This window comes from Candidatus Limnocylindrales bacterium, from assembly GCA_035559535.1.
GTDB lineage: Bacteria > Moduliflexota > Moduliflexia > Moduliflexales > JAUQPW01 > JAUQPW01.
The window spans coordinates 95,433-114,581 of sequence record DATMBG010000040.1; the positions used below are offsets into that span (position 1 = coordinate 95,433).

The 19,149-nt window shown below is 44.8% G+C and carries 14 protein-coding genes; 6 read left to right on the forward strand and 8 right to left on the reverse strand.

What is annotated here, in order from left to right; genetic code table 11:
- Nucleotides 1–172 precede the first annotated feature (172 nt).
- The 5 genes from dksA (at nt 173) to VNM22_14545 (ending at nt 7,841) form a co-directional block, all read left to right on the forward strand.
- Nucleotides 173–550, forward strand: a complete 378-nt coding sequence (gene dksA / locus VNM22_14525; GenBank protein ID HWP48377.1) for an RNA polymerase-binding protein DksA — start codon at nt 173–175, stop codon at nt 548–550.
- A 26-nt stretch (nt 551–576) separates the two neighbouring features.
- The gene (gene pgsA, locus VNM22_14530; protein ID HWP48378.1) at nt 577–1,125 is read left to right on the forward strand and encodes a CDP-diacylglycerol--glycerol-3-phosphate 3-phosphatidyltransferase; all 549 of its coding nucleotides are present in this window, start codon (nt 577–579) and stop codon (nt 1,123–1,125) included.
- A gap of 164 nt (nt 1,126–1,289) precedes the next feature.
- Complete coding sequence (locus VNM22_14535) at nt 1,290–5,810, forward strand: hypothetical protein (GenBank protein HWP48379.1); 4,521 nt, start codon at nt 1,290–1,292, stop codon at nt 5,808–5,810.
- 198 nt (nt 5,811–6,008) lie between these two features.
- Nucleotides 6,009–6,701: a TlpA disulfide reductase family protein gene (locus VNM22_14540; protein ID HWP48380.1), complete on the forward strand. Its 693-nt coding sequence runs from the start codon at nt 6,009–6,011 to the stop codon at nt 6,699–6,701.
- A gap of 168 nt (nt 6,702–6,869) precedes the next feature.
- Entirely contained in the window at nt 6,870–7,841 is a 972-nt protein-coding gene (locus tag VNM22_14545; protein ID HWP48381.1) for a hypothetical protein, read from the forward strand.
- A 413-nt stretch (nt 7,842–8,254) separates the two neighbouring features.
- On the opposite strand, the gene VNM22_14550 is transcribed toward VNM22_14545, so the two are convergent.
- From VNM22_14550 to VNM22_14585, 8 genes are all read right to left on the reverse strand, one after another.
- Nucleotides 8,255–8,599 carry a DUF86 domain-containing protein gene (locus tag VNM22_14550; GenBank protein HWP48382.1) on the reverse strand — a complete coding sequence of 115 codons (345 nt, stop codon included), beginning with the start codon at nt 8,597–8,599 and terminating at the stop codon, nt 8,255–8,257.
- Nucleotides 8,580–8,897 carry a nucleotidyltransferase family protein gene (locus tag VNM22_14555; GenBank protein ID HWP48383.1) on the reverse strand — a complete coding sequence of 106 codons (318 nt, stop codon included), beginning with the start codon at nt 8,895–8,897 and terminating at the stop codon, nt 8,580–8,582. Before VNM22_14555 ends, VNM22_14550 begins: the two co-directional genes overlap by 20 nt.
- Nucleotides 8,898–8,973: 76 nt before the next feature.
- Nucleotides 8,974–9,153, reverse strand: a complete 180-nt coding sequence (locus VNM22_14560) for a hypothetical protein (protein ID HWP48384.1) — start codon at nt 9,151–9,153, stop codon at nt 8,974–8,976.
- A 1,282-nt stretch (nt 9,154–10,435) separates the two neighbouring features.
- Nucleotides 10,436–13,234, reverse strand: a complete 2,799-nt coding sequence (locus tag VNM22_14565; protein HWP48385.1) for a carboxypeptidase regulatory-like domain-containing protein — start codon at nt 13,232–13,234, stop codon at nt 10,436–10,438.
- Between the two features lie 138 nt (nt 13,235–13,372).
- Nucleotides 13,373–14,170: a carbohydrate ABC transporter permease gene (locus tag VNM22_14570; protein ID HWP48386.1), complete on the reverse strand. Its 798-nt coding sequence runs from the start codon at nt 14,168–14,170 to the stop codon at nt 13,373–13,375.
- Between the two features lie 107 nt (nt 14,171–14,277).
- Complete coding sequence (locus tag VNM22_14575) at nt 14,278–15,216, reverse strand: sugar ABC transporter permease (protein HWP48387.1); 939 nt, start codon at nt 15,214–15,216, stop codon at nt 14,278–14,280.
- Nucleotides 15,217–15,523: 307 nt separating this feature from the next.
- Nucleotides 15,524–16,927 (reverse strand): extracellular solute-binding protein, encoded by a 1,404-nt coding sequence (locus VNM22_14580; protein HWP48388.1) that lies wholly within the window; start codon nt 16,925–16,927, stop codon nt 15,524–15,526.
- A gap of 84 nt (nt 16,928–17,011) precedes the next feature.
- Entirely contained in the window at nt 17,012–18,061 is a 1,050-nt protein-coding gene (locus tag VNM22_14585; protein HWP48389.1) for an ABC transporter ATP-binding protein, read from the reverse strand.
- A 281-nt stretch (nt 18,062–18,342) separates the two neighbouring features.
- On the opposite strand from VNM22_14585, the gene VNM22_14590 reads away from it, so the two are divergent.
- Nucleotides 18,343–19,101: an SDR family NAD(P)-dependent oxidoreductase gene (locus tag VNM22_14590; GenBank protein ID HWP48390.1), complete on the forward strand. Its 759-nt coding sequence runs from the start codon at nt 18,343–18,345 to the stop codon at nt 19,099–19,101.
- Nucleotides 19,102–19,149 lie beyond the last annotated feature (48 nt).

Genomic DNA, 19,149 nt, shown 5'->3' on the forward strand with positions numbered 1-19,149 from the left:
TCAGACAGAAAAAGTGATATCTACTAAATTGTTACAGTTACGGATTCAGTTTTTCTCTTGACTTCCCTTTAAGCCTACTTTATGATGATTATATCTTTGTTATTAATAAGTTATTAATAAGGTCTCTTAACAAAGATCTTTTAAAATAAATGGAATTTTCTGAAGATTCAAGATGGGAGGAAGGTGGGTCGTGTTAGATAAGGATAAATTAAAGTACTTTAGAGAACAGCTTCTTAAAGAACGGGCAAGTCTTTTACAGGAGGCCAGTAAAACTCTCAATGAAGGGGTTCTCCTTGAAAATAACCACATACCCGATTATGCAGACATTGCCTCCCTGGAGTCTGATAGATTATTCTTATTGAGGTTGAGAGATCGGGAACGGAAGCTTATAAGAAAAATTGACCAGACCCTGGAACGGATTGAAAATGGAACCTTCGGAATTTGTGAGAATTGTGGGAAACAAATCGGCGAGGAAAGGCTCAAAGCGAGACCGGTTACGACCTTATGTATTTCTTGTAAAACTAAACAAGAAAGGCAAGAAAGGGAATAATTTCCGATTTTTCCAGATCCTACTGAATGAATTTACCGAATCTGCTTACGATTTTGCGTATCCTTCTTATCCCGTTCTTTATCATTGCCTTATCTTATCAATATCAGGGTTTGGCCTTAGTTGTCTTTGCCTGTGCAGGCCTGACCGATGCCCTGGATGGTTTTATTGCTCGCACTTTCCAGCAAAAAACTTTGATAGGAGCCTATCTGGATCCTATTGCCGATAAACTTCTGCTGGGAACCTCGTTCGTTACCTTAACGGTTCTTTCTTTTCCTAATAAAATCCCCTTCTGGCTTACCATTGTTATTATCAGTCGAGACGTTATCATACTTTTGGGTATTGCCATCCTTTTTATGTTAGGTAAAAAACTGGTTATTGCGCCTTCCTTACTGGGTAAAAGCACCACCTTTTTCCAGATTCTTATTATTGCTGTCATTCTCCTTTTTAATTATCTGGCGCGACCTATCCCTCAGCTGGTTACCTTACTGGCCTGGATAACTTTAGCAGTTACCGTCGTTTCAGGCCTGGACTATCTTTATAAGGGGATCAAGCTCCTCAACGAGGTTGGAATGTAGGAAGAATTTTGGTAGGTCAATCGTCCCGATTGAAAGGAATGGAGAGAAAGGGTAGGTCAAACGTCCTCGTTTGACATAAGGTAGGAGAATAGGGAAGGGAAAAACAGCTTCCCTTTCCCCTATTTTTCCACTTTTTCCACTCTTCGACTCTCCTGCTTTCGACATTGGATTACCTTTTCATCGGTCTCTGGATTCTGCTGGGTACTATCCTTATCGCTATCATCGGACACCCTTTATGGTTATTGTATGCAGCACTCCTTCGAAAAATTTTCAGGATAGGTAAAAAACCCTTGATCCAGGTATCTCCTGAAGAGAGAGGCCCGGCTGAAAGGGAATGGCAAACCCGATTTTACTCCCACCTGTTCTCCGGAGAAGGATTGAAATACGTGGCCTACTTTGGGAGCATCGTCTTTGCCCTGGCTTTCATTCTTCTCCTCAAGGACTTCATTGCCCGGCTTCTGACCATTCGGTATGTTCAATTCGGAGGCCTGATTTTGTTTACTGTATTAACTTACGGAAGCGGGTGGAAGCTCTTTATCCGGACCCACCATCGAATACTGGCCAATGTACTCCTTTTGATTGGGGCCATTCTCTTTCCCGTAAACTTTTGGTACTACCAGGTATATATTCTCGAAATTGAAAGCCGGGATCACCATCTGGTGGGTTTTCTCTGTACTATTTTATATTTTCTGACCGCCGTTCGACTTTCCCATGTAATTTTTTCCTATCTGGTTCCGTTGGGGTTTTATGTTTCCTTACTCCTTCTCCTCTATCGGCTCAATGAAGGACTGGAGTGGTTTACTCTTGTTTCGGCCTTTATGGCAGTGCTCTACGCCTACCTGGCAGAGTATCTACAAAATCAGAATAAACCTTTTTTCAAATACCCTTTGATCATGACCTCCCTAATAGGTCTTCTCTTTTCTGCAATCAGCTTTCCGTTTCTTAAATCCATGGAAAACACTTACTTACCTGTCTACCTGTTTATTTGTGGGATTTTGGTCCTCTATAAAGTGACCCAGATTCAACTGGATTTCCGCTATTTATTCCTGGGTATTCCCTTCGTAGGGATGATTTATACTAAATATCTTACCCAGTTTGATTTAGCCTCCTATTGGACAGGTATCTTCTTCTCGACCCTCTCCCTGACAATGGCTGTGATTTTCTGGCTGCTGAATTATAAAGCCTTCGCAAACACTGGACTCTCAGTTCACAGGGATTTACCTACCCTCGGGTTCTCCGATTCCCAAACTTCTTTAAACCGTAAGAATTTAAAAGCCTTGCCTCTCCTCTTTCTGGCCGTAACGCTTATGGTCTTTTCCTTTCCCATGGATTTTGCTTCCTATGTCTATCTGGTCTATCAGTTAACCTCTCTGTATGAATTAAGTCGGCAGTATTTGAATATGAATTTTTCCTTTGATCTTCTGGGAGAAATGTGGAAAGGACTTCAGATATCCATTTATTACCTGGGCCATTTCTCCTTTATGAGTATAATTATTCTATTATCCATGTTATTTACAGCCATAAGTGCCGGAATACTGGGCAGAATGATTCTGTCCAGGTTTCTTGGATTTTATAGTATCCTGGCTTTTTTAGGCTTTTTTACGGTGACTTTAATTAGATTCTGGCATCCCCTCTTATATCTGGAGTATTATTTTTTGTTTTACTTAGGCCTTGCTATTCTATCGCTATTCCTTCTCCTAGGTTTATCCCAAAAATCGGGAGAAATGTCCCAAATTTTTACCCCTCCCCTTTATACCCTGACGATTGTCTCTCTCCTGATTTCTTATATACTGGCCGGACGTTATTTCAATTTCTCCCTGGACCGAAACTTCGATTATTATCTCTGCACCCTCTCTCTGTTTGGGATTATAATGCTTGCTCTAACCCATTCAAAGGGTTGTGGGGAGTTTTCTCGGGCCAGATTATTCGGAGCTTTAGCTACAATCATTCCTGTCTGTTTGAGTTCTTTTGTAGATTGGACTTCTTATACCTTTTTTATTTTTGCTACCATTACCCTGGCACTCATTTATTTGGTCTATGGCTGGATCCGACAGGACATGGTTTTTGCCTCGATAGGTATTCTATTTTTACTCATTCAGGTGATTTATATTTTAGCCACGGTCCAGCCGGGCCAGGTTTTGATAAAATTGATCCTGTTAACCCTGGGAATGATTCTGATTGGTCTGGGCATTTACCTGAAAAAATGGAGTTCCCGGATCCATCTTTTGCCCTTTGTTTTTTGCTTTTTGTGTTACTCCTCAGCATGGGGAGCCAACCCGACAGACACCAAATCTAAACTCGACAGGTTGGTAAAAATGTCCCTCATCAATCCCGAGGATGAATTACTCAAAGTTCGGATTCGAAGATATGCTACCGAAAACCAACTTCCTGTTCCCGATCTTCCCATTTCTGAGGCGAGGAATCAATTCCACAGAACCTTCCTGAAGGACAATCTGGCCGTGGTAACAGCAGCCAGGGCCATTGAAGGAACACTCCAACTGAATGCCTTACGACAACGTATTTATCAGCGGGAACCTCAAGATATAGAAGTTACAACCCTTCAACCTGTCCTGATAAGGTCCTACGATTATCAAACCCTCTTGGAAAAAAAGGGCCTTTACCGTCCTATACCCCCCATCGCCCGAATAGTACCCGAAGATAAAATTTATCTGGGCTTTAAAAACCTCAGGGCCCTCTACCAGTTTATTAACCTGTGGGACACCTTTGTGGTCCCGGCTCTCAATTACTTAATGACTTCTGTACCTCTTGAACCGATGAAAGAGCTTCTGGAATCCCAACTGGGAATATCGGAAAAAATGGTAACCACCCCGGAATGGAATGATGTTGAAGAAATAGCCCTTCTGTTTGGTGATCCTTATTTACAGGAAGGAACCGATATAAGTCTGATTGTTCGATTTAGTCGAGAAGATTCTCTAAAGGCTGCTCAGAAACTTCTGTTAGAAGAAAAACAAGAACCCCTTCCGACATTGCCGGAAAGGTCTTTTACCGAGAATCTCCTTATCGGAACGTCTCCTCTAACCCTTTCCCATGGGGATCTTGAGAAGAAGCCCATCATTACATCCATGAACTCGTATCTGATTATTTCTAACGATGCCCAGGTCGTCGACCGGATCCAGAACGGACAAGATAAAAAACTGGCAGAGAGTTTGGATTTTCTCTACGTTTACAACTTAAACTTACCGGGTAAAGATGGATTTTTCTTTCTGGGTGAAGGATTTATCCGAAAACTGACGAGTCCGGCTTTTAAAATCAAAGACCTTCGACGGCACATCTGTCATCTTACCCTGGAAGATCTTCAAACTGCTTCCCTTGTTTTTTCCATTGAAAAAAACTACTCGGAGCCTGTGACCATCTCAAAGCTTATGGCAGGAGGGTATTTACCCTATCTTCCCCTTTGTCCGGATCAAGGGGAGTATCAACCGACTGATACTGGATATGGCTTTGCCTGTTCCATTCACGGTCGCCTGAACTCTTTAACTCATTTAGAATCCCTCTCCATCCATAGAATCACACAGACCGAGCGTACAGAGTATGAGCAGTTCAAGGCCCAATATGAGAGTTACTTCAGTCGATTTATAGATCCTGTTGGGGTCGGAATCAGTCTGGAAGACCACTCCCTTCAATTGAGTACGGTAGTACTTCCCCTGATCAATGATCCTCTCTACACCCATATCCTTCGTTATAGGGATCGGAGAGTATCGACCTCTTTGAAAGACGCCGTGGGAGGACCCTCAAAATTTTTTGTTTTTAACACCATTACCCCGGATTATGGTATAACTACGGCTATTCGAAGTTCCATGTTGAAAAATATTTTGGACAATGGCTTATGGTTGTCGAATTACGCTTATTTTCACCGTATCTTGAGGACCTATCTGGATGAGAGTATTTTTGGTAATGAGCTGGTGGTGGGAGTTTTTGACTTTAAGTTCCCCGGAAAGATTCCTAGGGATCTTAAAGAACTCGCCCGGGCTCAAATAGAAATTCCCCTATTTCTTATCCAGAATTTAGAACGGGAAGGAAAGGCCTGGGAATATTTGCAAACGCTTTTTCACCTGGCATCCACCGAGAGTTATAAAGGGATTGAAATCAAAAAAGTTAAGATCACAGACTATTTGAATATCTACGGCGCGATAGTCAGAAAATTATTCGTATTATCAACCTCCTCTGAAGCCATCAAACGGATCATAGATTTTCCTCAGATCTCCCAACAGAAGGATCATCTTCCGGAGGCATCGATGCCAGAGGTTGACCTCCAGACAGAAATTAATTTTGATAAAATTCCGCAGTTGCAGGGATATTTGCTTCAACTGGTTAGGAACCAGATGAAGTGGTCCTGCAAGAAAAATCTGGTTACTCTCCAAAATCTGTTGGAATTATCTGGAGGCCCGAAATTAGGGTTGGATGATTCCGAAGTAATTCAAGACTTACTCAAATTTGGAAATGTAAAGCACCCGCCGTTTTGTCCGGAAGGAGGTCGATACTACGTTGAAAACAACCAGGTCTATTGTTCTATTCATAATTCCCTGGAAAACTACGTAGAACCCGAGGAAATAACCGAGAAGTTTTTTCTCCTGCCTCTTTTTGCAAAGCTTGAGAAACTTTTAGCCCAGCTTCATTTTATGGAGGATGGAATCCTTTCACGGGTTGAGCTTTTTTTCAAATAAAGCCATTGACAGCTTTTTCTTCAGGCTGTTTTATATTTTTAAAGTAGGGATAAGACATTTGCCGGGCAGACTCAAAAAGTCGACACCTGAACGACCGGTGAGGGTCTTATATCAAATCAGAATTGGTATTACACCCTAAAGTAGGGATCCCGCAAAGTAGGTATGAAGGACACCTTGCTAGCCGAAAGAAGACCTTTTATGAAAAAAAAGATATGGATGCTGAGTCTGTTAATATTCCTGGGAATTGCTTTGGGTATTGGTCTTTTTATTGGAATTCCCCTTTTTCTGGTAACCGGAAATGAAACCATTGAAAAAGACTTAGAACTTCCGACGGCGCCGGAAAATACTTCCCATCCCCAGGGCTCTCCATCCCCGGAAAAAGAGGATTCTCAGTTGACCAAGAAGATTTCCTCATACATGCGACAGATGGCCATACAAAAATTTGAACGAAACCTGCAATCCGAGGATTTTGCCTTACCCAGCCTCTCTGGGGATGAAGTTCGATTAAGTGATTTTCGTGGAAAATGGATTCTTTTAAACTTTTGGGCAACCTGGTGCGGGCCTTGTCGGGAAGAAATGCCCTCCATGGAAAAACTTTACCAGGAGTTTAAAGATCAAAATTTTGTCATCCTGGCTATTTCCATTGATCAAGAGGAAATGGGAGTGGTAGCGCATTTTGCAGATGCCTTTCATTTGAGTTTCCCGATTCTATTAGATCCAAAACAAGCAACCACCTCCACCTATGCGGTGAATTCTATTCCCACCACTTATGTAGTGGATCCCAATGGGATGATTATCGGAGGAGCCCGAGGTTCTCGTAATTGGGAAAGTGAAGCCGCACGCAATCTGATCAAAGTTTTGCTGGAGACTTCACAGAAATCTCGGAGTTAGAATAACATCCATTGATAGTGTATAACGTAAAACTGTTAGTACGAGGAACGGGAGCGAGGTCAAAGGTTATAAAGATGAATCCTAGAGAGGATAATCTCTTTGACTTACAAACTCCTCGTAATTTCGCTTCTCGTAATAACAGGAGGCCCTTCTAAGGGAAGTAAGCCTATGTCTAAACTACCTCTTACGCTTGCATGTTGGGATTACGACCGGGTTAAACCCTTGATGCTCAAGCAAGTAGAACCTGAAGGAATTGCTTTAAATCTCTTGCCTTATGCACCCGACGATTCGGTCTGGAGAATGGTTCGAGGACAGGAATACGATGCTTCAGAGATGACCATGGGAACCTATGTCCTTTTAAGATCTTTAGGACAGGCTCCTTACATTGCTATTCCGGTATTTCTGGCCCGATTCTTCCCCCATTCCGGTATTTTCGTCAATACCAAAGCCAATATTCATGAACCTGCAGATCTGCGAGGCAAAAAGGTAGGAGCTCCTCAATATCAAATGACCACAGCGGTCTGGACTAAGGGAATCCTTCAGCATGATTATGGGGTCATGCCGGAAACCATAAACTGGTACTTGGGACGGGCCGAAGTTGGACTCGATCTTCCACCCAATATAAAGTGGCAACTGATTCCCCAGGGAACCGGCAAGATGCTGGCGGATTTACTCATTGAAGGAGAATTAGATGCGTTATTCATGCCTCGGGTTCCACCGAAATTCAAAAATGGCCCTCCTCATATCAAACAACTCTTTGCCAATCCCAGACAACTTGAAATCGAGTACTACAAGCGTACAGGTATCTTCCCCATTATGCACTGTGTGGTCATTAAGGAATCTCTTTATCGAGAAAACCCCTGGATTGCTTTCAGTTTGTATCGGGCTTTCTGTAAAGCTCGGGATATCTGCTATGAAGATCTGGATCAGACGCTGGAAGGACTGAAATATATGGTTCCCTGGTTAGATATGCATATGAACGATGTCCGTCAAATTTTGGGAAAAGATTTCTGGCCCTACGGGATCAAAGCCAATCGGAAAGTGTTGGAGACCTTCATAGAATATATGTTAGAACAGCACCTGATCAAGAAGAAACTTTCGGTGGAAGAGTTGTTCTGTGAGACTACCCTGGATACCTGATTTTAAGGAAGTCATGACACACATATATACCGGCATAAAGAGTGAAAGCTCCGGTGGGGCAATAGGGTCGTAGCCTTCGATTCCTACCGAAGATGAGGGAAGAGAGTCGAAGAGGCGCTTCCCTCGTCGGTCTCAAACCGATACGCCTTATCGATCTGAACCCACGGCAACTCCTGTCGCCGCCGTGTTGCGTGAGTTTCTTCTCCACCCCGAGCCGCGCTGCAAGTCACGCTTCACGTGTCCCAGTCTTGTGGCTCATCACCGTTCTTATCTCCCTCTGGTTAGTTGTCAAACCTGTCAGGTGGTCTAACGGCAAAGGCTAAGTTGACGAGAAGGGGGGGAACGGGACGTGGTTCTCAACCCCTTCCCCCACCGCCCCCTTCCCATCAGCTTCAGCGTGTGTTAGACTGTTTTTACGGATTCTCCCGTTGCAAGATTTCTTCAATTTCTCGGCGAAGTAAAGGAATCTTATTGGTTACTACATCCCACACGATATCATAATCCACGCCAAAATAATCATGTATGAGCCGATCCCTCATGCCAGCTATCGCTCTCCACTCTACTTGGGGATAACGTTGCTTCAGATCAAGGGGAACTTTCTTTGTCGCTTCCCCAATGATCTCCAAACTCCGTACAAAGGCCCGCTTAAGCGTCTCATCCTGATCAAACTGTACCTTACTTAATCCCTGTACCTTGGCTGTAAGATAATTGGCCTCCTCAAGGATATGTCGAAGGTACTCAATTGCCAAAAGTGACATATTCAACCTCCTTGAGGATATGGGGACCAATATAGGGACTCAGGGCTTCTGGAGTCACAAGCTCTACCCGGCGATGCAATAACTCTTCCAATAAGAAGGCGAGATTCATGAAGTTGTCAAAGGTCTTTTGGCCCGGCTCAAACTCAACTAACAAATCTACATCGCTCTGGTCATGCGGCTGCTCGCGCACAAAAGAACCGAAAAGCCCCAACCGCTTTACCTTGAGCTTCCGAAGCTGTGTACGGTGTTCAGAAAGTACTTCTAAAATATCCTGTTTAGTTTGTACAACCTTATTCATTGCTATTCGACTTTCATAGACAGGCTAACAGCTCGCCGTTCGGCTACCGACGAAGCCAGTCGGCTGCAGTGGCTTGTTAGGTGATACCTCCTTTTTCTTGGTTTTTGCCTAGATGCTGCGCTTTGAAAGATATGCCTGATAAGCGCTCTACCGCATCCTTACCCCCTTCATTATTACCGTAACGTCTTTTGTGTATCATTTCTTTGGTAATCTTAACACTCAGATTATCTTTTGTAAGTGGAGTTTTTTCATACATTATATATATATAAAATCCATATCCCTCTTGTAAGACAGATAAAGGGAATTTTGCCAGAACTCCTTACTCGGTTACTCCTACTCCAAATACATGGGTTGCTATTATTTCGATTTTATGAATGGATAGCTGAGCCGTCCCCACCCGCCCCGCTGGCAAAACTAACCTGACTAACCAGCCACCCTCGCAGGCAGAACAAAGTGGTGAAAAGCACAAGGACGGGAATCAGCTCCAGCGTGGGTTAGCCTACCGCTCGTCCTTTCGGAAGAGGTAGAACCTCTCCCCTTTGCGCCTTCTCAGACATTTTCATGATGAGGTGAGTGATAACCACTCTTTAGAGTAAATGTCAAGAACTCCATCCATGTTCGGGTCTTTCAAGTCGAGCGTACCTTGCATCTCATAGATGTAATAGGCCAACTCGAGGAATTTAGAGAGAACCAGCTTGGGAATATCGTCCAGACGTTCAGATCCGTACTACTTCGAGTTGCATTTCTTACACGCGCAGACACAGTTATCAGATGAGTCAAGGAGGGCTGTAATTCTGGAAGCAACCCCTGCTCTTGAGACTGGGATAATATAATCAGTGCTCAGACTGCCAGTGGCCCTACAGTAAACGCAAACCTTCCCTTTCTCTAGTTCCTTCTCGTAGTCTCGTATGGATGAAGACCAGCTCATCTCACTGGATTCGAGCTTCTTGTAGCGAGAGATCACAAAGCCGTAATTACCCTCAAAACCGGCAACTTGAGTAATAAGCGGGGCATACTGCCGGTAGATAAGGCGTCGTACCGTGTCAACGTATTTTGGGGGCTTGAGAGGCATATCGACCGCCTTCGATCCTCATAGTCATGGCTTTTCAAGCAGCGGGCTAACAGGCAGTTCCCCTGCGAGCGGAGCGAGCCGGGTGTACCTTCAGGGTTTGTGAGTGCGAAGCAGAGCACCTCACAAACCAAGTTATTGTATAGTTTCTGGATAACTCCACGACGTTGGAAGGCTCCCCGGGTCTCTATGCGGCAGCAGGCTCTCTGATTTGAGGTCGCTCGCCGGTGCCAGGACCTCCCACATCGTCCTTTGTCGGATTATATTCCATACCTAAATTCTTAACAAGTTTTTTCTGCTATTTTATCTTCTTCTTTCTGTATATCCTGTCAGGTAGAAGATGATCTGGAAAACTATGTCACTTCAGGAGAATACCTTAGGCTCAATAGCTCTCCAATCTTACAAACCTCCTTTGAGACTCGTTTAATGGAGTTCAGGTGCTATCTGGAAAAGATAAAACCGGGTTTATCTATCGGAAGAGGATATTCCATCCCCCGTCCTTAGGTCGCCAGGTTGCCAGGTCTATACTTCCATTTCCATCATAGTCGGCGGGTACAGGAATATCTCCCGGTTGACCCCCTGGAATTACCTGGGAACCGCCGCCGGAGAAAAGGATATACCAGTTTGCCTCCCCGGGTCGCCAGACTGCTATATCTGCCTTTTTATCTCCATCGTAATCGGCGGGTACGGGAATATCTCCCGGCTGGCCATGCCGGGTGATTAAGAAGCCACCGGTAGAAAGAAGAATATACCAGTTTCCCTCATCGGGTCGCCAGACTGCTATATCGATCTTCCCATCTCCGTCATAGTCCGCCGGTACCGGCGTATCCCCCGACCGACCCCATTGAATACTTATGGGATTTTTAGTATCTGGGGACTGGATGGTCCATTTACCCAGAGATGGTCTCGAAAAGGGCGTAGGGTTGAAGGTGGCCAGATCCAGGATTCCGTTTCCGTCATAGTCTCTAGGAACAGGAACATCTAAAGCATCTCCAAATTGGAAGATTTGAGTCGCACCCTGAGAACTTAAGATATACCAGATGGCTTCGGAGGGTCGGAATACGGCAAAGTCTGCCTTTCCATCCCCATCATAATCCCCGGGTACGGGTCGATCTCCCAATATCCCCCAGGGCTGAATGGTAAGAAAACCGGTACTTCCTAAAACATACCAGTTTCCTTCCCGGGGTCTCCACACGGCAATATCCGCTTTTTGATCCCCATCGTAATCTTGAGGTACCGGGATATCTCCGAAGATCCCCCAGATCAAAAGAGGATTTGATATGGGAATCGGGCTCAAGTTGAAGTTTTGGGTTAGCAGGTTACCGTCAGGGATCGTGACAGTACTCGGGGTTGAAGTCTGATAGCCTGGTGCCGAAGCGATCAGGGTATAAGTCCCTGGTGGTAGAAGTCGGGAGTAATTTCCGGTTTCATCCGTGGTGGTTTCAAAGGTATGGGTTCCATCATCGGCCATAATACGGGCTCCTGCAAGGGGGCCACTTGAAATAGTATCGGTAACTACTCCTTGCAAGGTACCCTGGGGGGGTGGGGTACACGAAGGAAATCGGAAAGTACCTATACGGGTATGCCAGCCTGTTTTGCTGGTGGTTGGGTAGTATTCATTGGTATACCAGAAGGTGCAATCGTCTAGGGGATCAACGGCCAGCATTGAGTAATCCCCCCAACGGCCAGAAAAATCCTTTTGTGAACCATTTCCTGTCATAAGCACCGCTTCACCTCGAAACAATCCGTTGGGTGGATCGGTGGCGAGTCGACCTGCGTATCGGATGGAAGGAAAAGTTGTCGTACTGGAAACGCTATATCCGACGGCGAGGTTCCCATCCTTATCCATGGCCGCACTTCCCATCCAACGATGGTTGGTATCAGGGGCAAAGCTGGCCTGTTCCTGGATGAAAAAAGATCCACCGGGGAGGTTACGACGTATCTCATAATAACGAACTCCAGCATGGTTTTTATCTACATCTACAGTATGATTAACCACCAGCGATTCATGGGTACCAAAATTTCGATACTGTAAGCGGAACATCAACCGGTCCGAGATAACCGATAATTTTGCGTTTGTCCCGGGTTGGGGAATACAAAGATCTCGGGGATTTGCCGAAGACGTACACAGAAAAACAGGATCAAAAGGAGCCGTGATAAGAGGGCTTTCAGGCCTTTCGATAAAGGTAGATCCGGCGGGATTGAGAAAATCAGCATGAAACTCAAAGATCCTCAAAGCATCCCCGGGGGCTCCTGCTTCATCGGCTACACCGACAACGAAATAGTTGGGCGTACCGGCCGGTGGAGGGGAACCATCCAGATCGGCAGGAAGCATACCAAGTAAGGAAGGATCTAAAGAGTTCAAATCAAAATAAATAAAGCCGGCATCCGGGTCCCCTGCCAGCATTTTGGTCCGATCTAAAGCAAACACCCCTATACTGGCATAGGGACCAAAAAAGGGATCGAACTGATTAACAGTCATGTAATAACCATCCGGCCATACTCCTAATTTGGGATAATCGTTAAACTTGTTATTGGGCATAATAAAATCATATCGAAAGTAAGCTCCCGTTGGATCATTGGTTTGAGAAATTGCAATACACTCATGGTAGGGTGGTACATCAATGGCACCGGGTGTAAGAAGAAAAGCGAATTGACTGATCAACCACCGATCGGCCAGGGGATCATAGAGAACAATGGGATCTCCTTGATCTACCGTCTCACAGACCCCTCCAAAACCGGCAAACAATAAACTAATCGGAAAAGGACCGAATAAAGAGAGTCCTGTTTGTTTATCAAAAACTTCGATGAGTGTGTTAACAGCCTGAACATAATGCCTGGGACCTACATCTCCGTTGGTATCGGGCGGAAGACTTCCAAGTCCTATAACTGCCAGATTATCTGCATTACTGATTCCTTCAAAGCTCTGTAGGGGAGCCGGCATGAGATTAAGAAACAATTCACGTTGAACTACCGGATCCCCGGATGGGGCCAACCTGTTTTCAACCAGGGGCAATCGATAGATCGGAATCTCACGGACCTTGTTTTTCCCCCCGGTCCCGGGTTTAGGCAAAATCGGTTTGAGATGGCGAATCGGTGGGGATATATCGAAATGAGCAGCATACCCTACCCGGGGAACCAGATTCTTTTTTACAAGATTTTTCTCTACCTTCTCTTCTATGGGAGGACGTTGGGCATAGCCCGGAATTAAATAAGCACTTATAGCCAGAAAAACCAACAAAGTTAGAACAAAAGACCAGACTTTCATATTTTATCCCTGTTTGGTGTAGAGAGGTTAAACCAAATGACTATCCAGAAGGGATCCTTCTTTTACCCCTGCTACAGTTTGTATGGTGGTTCAGTGTAAGCCTCCAGTGAGTTCACAAGATGCATTGATGTTATTAAATTATTTAATGGCTCCCTCGGTTAAACCCTGAATAATATAACGTTGTAAGATCAATACAATAACCAGCAGAGGGGCACTGGCGATGATACTCCCTGCTGAGAGTTCACTGAAGTGAATATCATAAGGGGTAATCCAGTCAGAGATGGCTGGTGTGACAAGCCTGATATTAAAGACTCCCAGAACCTTAGCGAACATAAGTTCATTCCAGGAAGTCAGAATGGCAAAAATAGCCGTTACCGCGATCCCTGGAGAAGAAATGGGGAGGATGACCCGGGTCAAAGATTGAAGCCGTGTGCATCCGTCTACCCGGGCTGCTTTTTCGAGATCTAAAGGTACACTTTCGAACAGGCCTTTTAAAAACCATATCACTAAGGGAAGGAGAAAGGCACTAAGAGCCAGAATAATCCCCAGATGGGTATCGATAAGTCCAAGCTTGCGGATGATAATGAGTAAAGGGATGAGCATGGCAATTCCCGGCAGCATATAGAGGATCATTAAGGAAAAGTAAAGGGTATTCCTGAAGGGGAATCTCAATCTGGCAATGGCATAAGCGCCTAAAGTACCTGCAATTAAGCAAATTGCCGTTGTTGTAAAAGAAACAATGGCGCTGTGATAGAGGGAATTCACGAATTTCTCATCCTTCAGAACAAAGTTATAAGATTCTAGGGTTAATTTTTTTGGAAGGATGGGCGGGGGGTAGTTGTATAGATCCAGCTCTTTTTGCAGACTGGTTAATATCATCCAAACATAGGGAAGCCATATCAGGAGAAGCATGCCTATAATTAGGCCGTAAACCAAAAGTTTTCTCCCCTTTTCAAGGTAAAGATATTTTGTTTGTTCACCTGAAAACATGTGAGTAATAACTACACGGCCATGAAGCCACCCAGACCGTAAAATCTTTGTGGCTAGATGGCCTTCCTTTCTCTAAAAAATCGATGCATTAAAATAGCCAGGATCACCACGATAAAAGTAACCCAATAGGCGATGGAAGCCCCATAACCCAATCGCAGCCAATCGAAGGAGGTCTTATAGGCCAGGAAGTACAGCATGAAGGTAGAATCTGCAGGTCCCCCTCCCGTCATGGCATAGACCAGATCAAAAGTTAACAGAGAGAAGACGATCAAAACAATGGAAGCAGCCAGGATGGTGGGTCTGAGATGGGGAAGAATGATATACCTGAAACGTTGAATCGCGTTGGCTCCGTCGATCTTTGCAGCCTTGATCTGGTCCCGGTTCAGGTTTTGTAATCCGGTTAACAGAATAAGGGTGACCAGAGGAACGAATTTCCAGAGATTAACGAAGGTAATAGTGTAGAGGGCATAGGCCGGATCTCCCAGGAACTGGATCGGCTCCCGGACAAGACCTAAACTGAGTAAGGCATAGTTCACGATGCCATAGTTTGCATGGAAGATCCATAGAAACATGACCGATACAACAATGGGAGAGATGGCCCAGGGAACCAGCAGAGAAGTTTTATACAAGGCTTTTCCACGTATCGGCTCATCCAAAACCAGGGCCAGGATAAGAGAAATAGTTATACCCAATATGAGGTTTAAAAGGAGATAAATCAGGGTGTTTTTCAAGGAAATGGCAAATCGCTGATCCTCAAAGATCACCAGATAATTCCTAAAGCCCACATAGGTTCGGGTCATTTCCTGAATATCAAAATTCGATAAGGATAACACAAAGGAATAGATCAAAGGGTAGAGGATGAGGACGGCTATGAGGATTAGAGAAGGAAGGAGAAGGAGAAAAGCGAATTTTCCTTCACTCATTTGTCTTCTATCGGCCATCTCTTGTTCATTATTTTTTAGGGATATTGCCCATGAATCGTAGGTTTGCATAGGACTTAGAAAGTTTACTCTTGTTATAGTTTTGGGTCTTTACCTGCTGTTAACCCGGGCTTTCAAAGGCAGGTTTTTAGGAAAGGTTTTTAGGAAAGTGTTTGTTCCTGGGTTCCCTTCCCTGACCTTTCTACACCCTAGCAGGGTAAATCACTTTGCCCCAAAATTCCCATCCTTGGGATAGGCAGGTCAGGGTAGAGGCCTGTTCCCCTTCCCTCTTAAACCTAAAAACCTACCTTTATAAGGCCGGTTATAAAGGGTAATCTTTCCAGAACGAATAACCTCCAAAACAGATTTTGGACAGCCTTTAAGCTTTCTCTCTGGAGATGATTTCTTCACATTTTTTCTGGGCTGCTTCCATAGCCTGTTCCGGGGTTTGTTGGCCAAGCAGAGCTTTTACAATGGCCGGTTCGATGGTATCTATCAACTCCTGATGGGCGGGTCGGATCATTCGGTCGTAGTCGTATTTCCACTGTTCCAGGGTTACTTTGACATGTTCCATGTCTTTCACACGGTCGTCTTGATGATTGGAATAGTAGCAGGGCATTCCGCCGCCGGACTTTTCGTAACCATCTAGAATAAGGGCCACTTGAGGCTCATAACTGGAGAGATATCGAATGAGTTGCCAGGCCACCTCTTTTTTCTTGCTGGTCTTGGGTACCACATAACCTTCCACAGATTCTACCGTACCGGATCGAACCACCCCTTCGTGTCCCGGAATCAGAGCAACTCCTCCGATATTGAGCAACTTGGTTCCAGGTTCTCCGTTCTCCCACTGGCGATAGGTCTCGCCGTAGTAGATGGTATGTCCGACCTGTCCCTGGACCCATCGTTTATTGCTGACACTATCGGCTACATCCTTGGCAGCCGATGCAGGCATGTACTTGAGGATCTCAACCATATCTTTGAGCCCTTTAATCACTCCCTCGCTGGTAAGCTGGATTTTACCATCCGGCGCGGTGAGTTTGCCTCCGTTGAGATGGGTAAAGACGCAAAATTGAACAAAGTTATATCCCTGTCCGAATCCCACATCAAAACCGTAGGCATTCCCCTTTTCATCGGTATGGATCTTCTTGACGTTTTCCAAAAATTGTTCGTAGGTCTCAGGAACGGTGAGTTTATGTTTATCGTAGAGGGCCCGGTTGTAGTGGAGAATCATAACCTTGGCAAATCTGGGCAATCCGTAGACAACCCCCTTATAACTGGCTCCTCCCGGGGCCCCCGGTAGCATATCTTCCAGGACTTGTTGGGGGATCTCGGCACCTGGAATCTCACTGAGAGGGGTATAAAAATTTCGCCATTCCGCAGTCCAGGCAGACCATGTATAGGCAACGTCATACAAATGGGTTCCGGAAATGTACATGTTAGCGAGCTTATCATGCATACCGAAGAAAGATCCTTCATCCAATCTGACCTTGATTCCGGTTTCTTTTTCCCATTTTCTTACCCACCGGGTAAAACCTACGACATATCCGCTGGGTTGAAACATGGTAATTTCTTTTACATTGGTCTTGGCTGCAACTTCTTTGGCTGCTTCAAAAAGCTCCGCCTCAGAGGGTAAAAATTTGGAAGCACTGACCGGTTTGGGCCGGGGTAATCCACTCCATGCCGCTAAAGCCGCTGCCCCGGCTCCTATTTTAATTCCTGTCTTGAGAAAATCCCGCCTGGACATCTGAGAATCTGGATTGGGATTAAAAATATTTTCTGGCATAGTTTATGTCTGTTGTCCGTTGCCCGTTATCGGTTATCTATAGGCCGTGTACCTGTTGTAACCGACAACGGGCAACGGACAATTTCACCTGATGGCTATTCCGGTCTCCTTATCAAAGAGATGGGACCTGGTTTTATTCAAGGTCAGATAGACCGTATCTCCGACCCGCAAAGGAAATTCCGGTGTTGTATAAAGTACAAAGGGGGTTGAATGGACCAGGACTTCTACAATATTCTCTTTGCCGACAGGTTCTATCACATTCACAACGGCAGGAAGGAACTCATTGCCAGATCCTTTTTCCCTGAAAAGGCTTATATCTTCTGGTCGTATTCCAAAAATGACCTCCTCGGTCTTTTTCCTTTTCAGAAGGGCCTCTTTTTGGGACTCTGTAAGGGTTATTTTCAGATTCTCCCCCTCAAAAAAGAGATGAGGATGGATTTCTCTGATCTTTCCAGGGATCATATTCATGGAAGGACTTCCGATAAAACCTGCTACAAAGAGATTAACAGGTCGATTATAAATCTCAAAGGGGGTATCATACTGAAGTAACTCTCCTTCATTAAGGACTGCGATTTTATTTCCCATGGTCATGGCTTCCTGCTGATCGTGGCTCACGTAAATAAAAGTAGTTTTGATCTCCTGATGCAGCTTTTTAATCTCCAACCTCATGTTGGCTCTGAGTTTCGCATCGATATTACTTAAAGGCTCGTCTAAAAGGAAAACCCCAGGATTTCGGATCAAAGCTCTACCGAGGGCTACACGCTGGCGTTGACCTCCTGAGAGTTCCCGGGATTTTCGGTGGAGCAGGTCCCCAATACCTAACATGGTGGCTATTTTTTTGACCCTTTCGGCAATTTCACCTGGGGGAACTTTTCTGAGCTTAAGGCTAAATCCGATATTTTCCGCTACCGTCATGTTAGGATACAGGGCATAACTTTGAAACACCATGGCCACATTTCGTTTGTTGGGAGGGACCCAGTCCACCGGTTTATCATCAAAGTAAACATGCCCCGAAGTCTGCTGTTCCAGACCCGCTATGATTTCCAGAGTCGTGGATTTTCCACAACCGGAAGGACCTAACAAGATCACAAAATCGTGGTCCTCAATTTCAAGGTTGAGATCTTTAACGGCCACAACCTCTCCAAAACGTTTATGAATGTTTTCTAACCGGACTTTAATGGGTGATTCACCTCCTATGTTAGGCTAAAGGGTCGTAAAAAATTAAAATCAAAAATTAAATATGAAGTCAAGGATTAAAAGTGAATTCTGAAAAAATACTTGACAGGATTCGGTTTCCTGGATACATGACAGATAAGTTTTCCTAAAAAATCAAAACAGGAAACAAGAAATAAAAAGCGAGCAGGAGGCGATAACCTCTTGTTTCTTATCCCTTGCTTTTTGCTTCTTGTTTTACCATGAAGCGGCTGGAGAATAAAAAAGCCATTATCACCGGAAGTGCCAGAGGGATTGGGAAAGCCATTGCCCGGAAGTTTTTACAAGAGGGGGCCCATGTTTTTCTGGTGGATATTCAACAGGAAAGGCTCCTGAAAACCAGGGATGAACTGGCTTCTCTGGGTGGAGAAGTACAGGTCTATACCGCCGATGTTTCGCAAAAAGCTCAGGTTCAGAGTCTTGTAGAAACCGTTCTAAAAACATGGGGGGAGGTAGACATTCTGGTCAACAATGCAGGAATCGCCATTGTAGAGAATTTCCTGGACCTCAAAGAAGAAAATTGGGATCGCACCTTAGACGTGAATCTTAAAAGCATGTTTTTAGTCTCCCAACTTGTTGCCAGGGACATGGTCAAAAAAGGTCGAGGGGGAGCCATTGTGAACATGGCCTCCACCAATGGACTCCTGGGTGAGGCTGGACTGGCCCATTATAATGCTTCCAAGGCAGGAGTTATTCTCCTGACCAAAACCTTAGCGATTGAGTTAGCTCCTTATAACATTCGGGTCAACTGTGTATGTCCAGGATTTATAAAAACAGAACTGGCGGCGGAAGCCGGATTTAACGACACTTTTATCGCGGAATATGTAAAAAAGATTCCCTTAAACCGACATGGAAAACCCGAAGAAGTTGCCAATGTTTTTGCATTTCTGGCCTCGGATGAGGCTTCTTTTATTACAGGAGCTTCCATAGTCATCGACGGGGGACAGATTATTAAGGAATAAAAAAGCCAGGAGCCGGGAGTCCGGAGTCAGAGGAAATTTTGGCTTCTG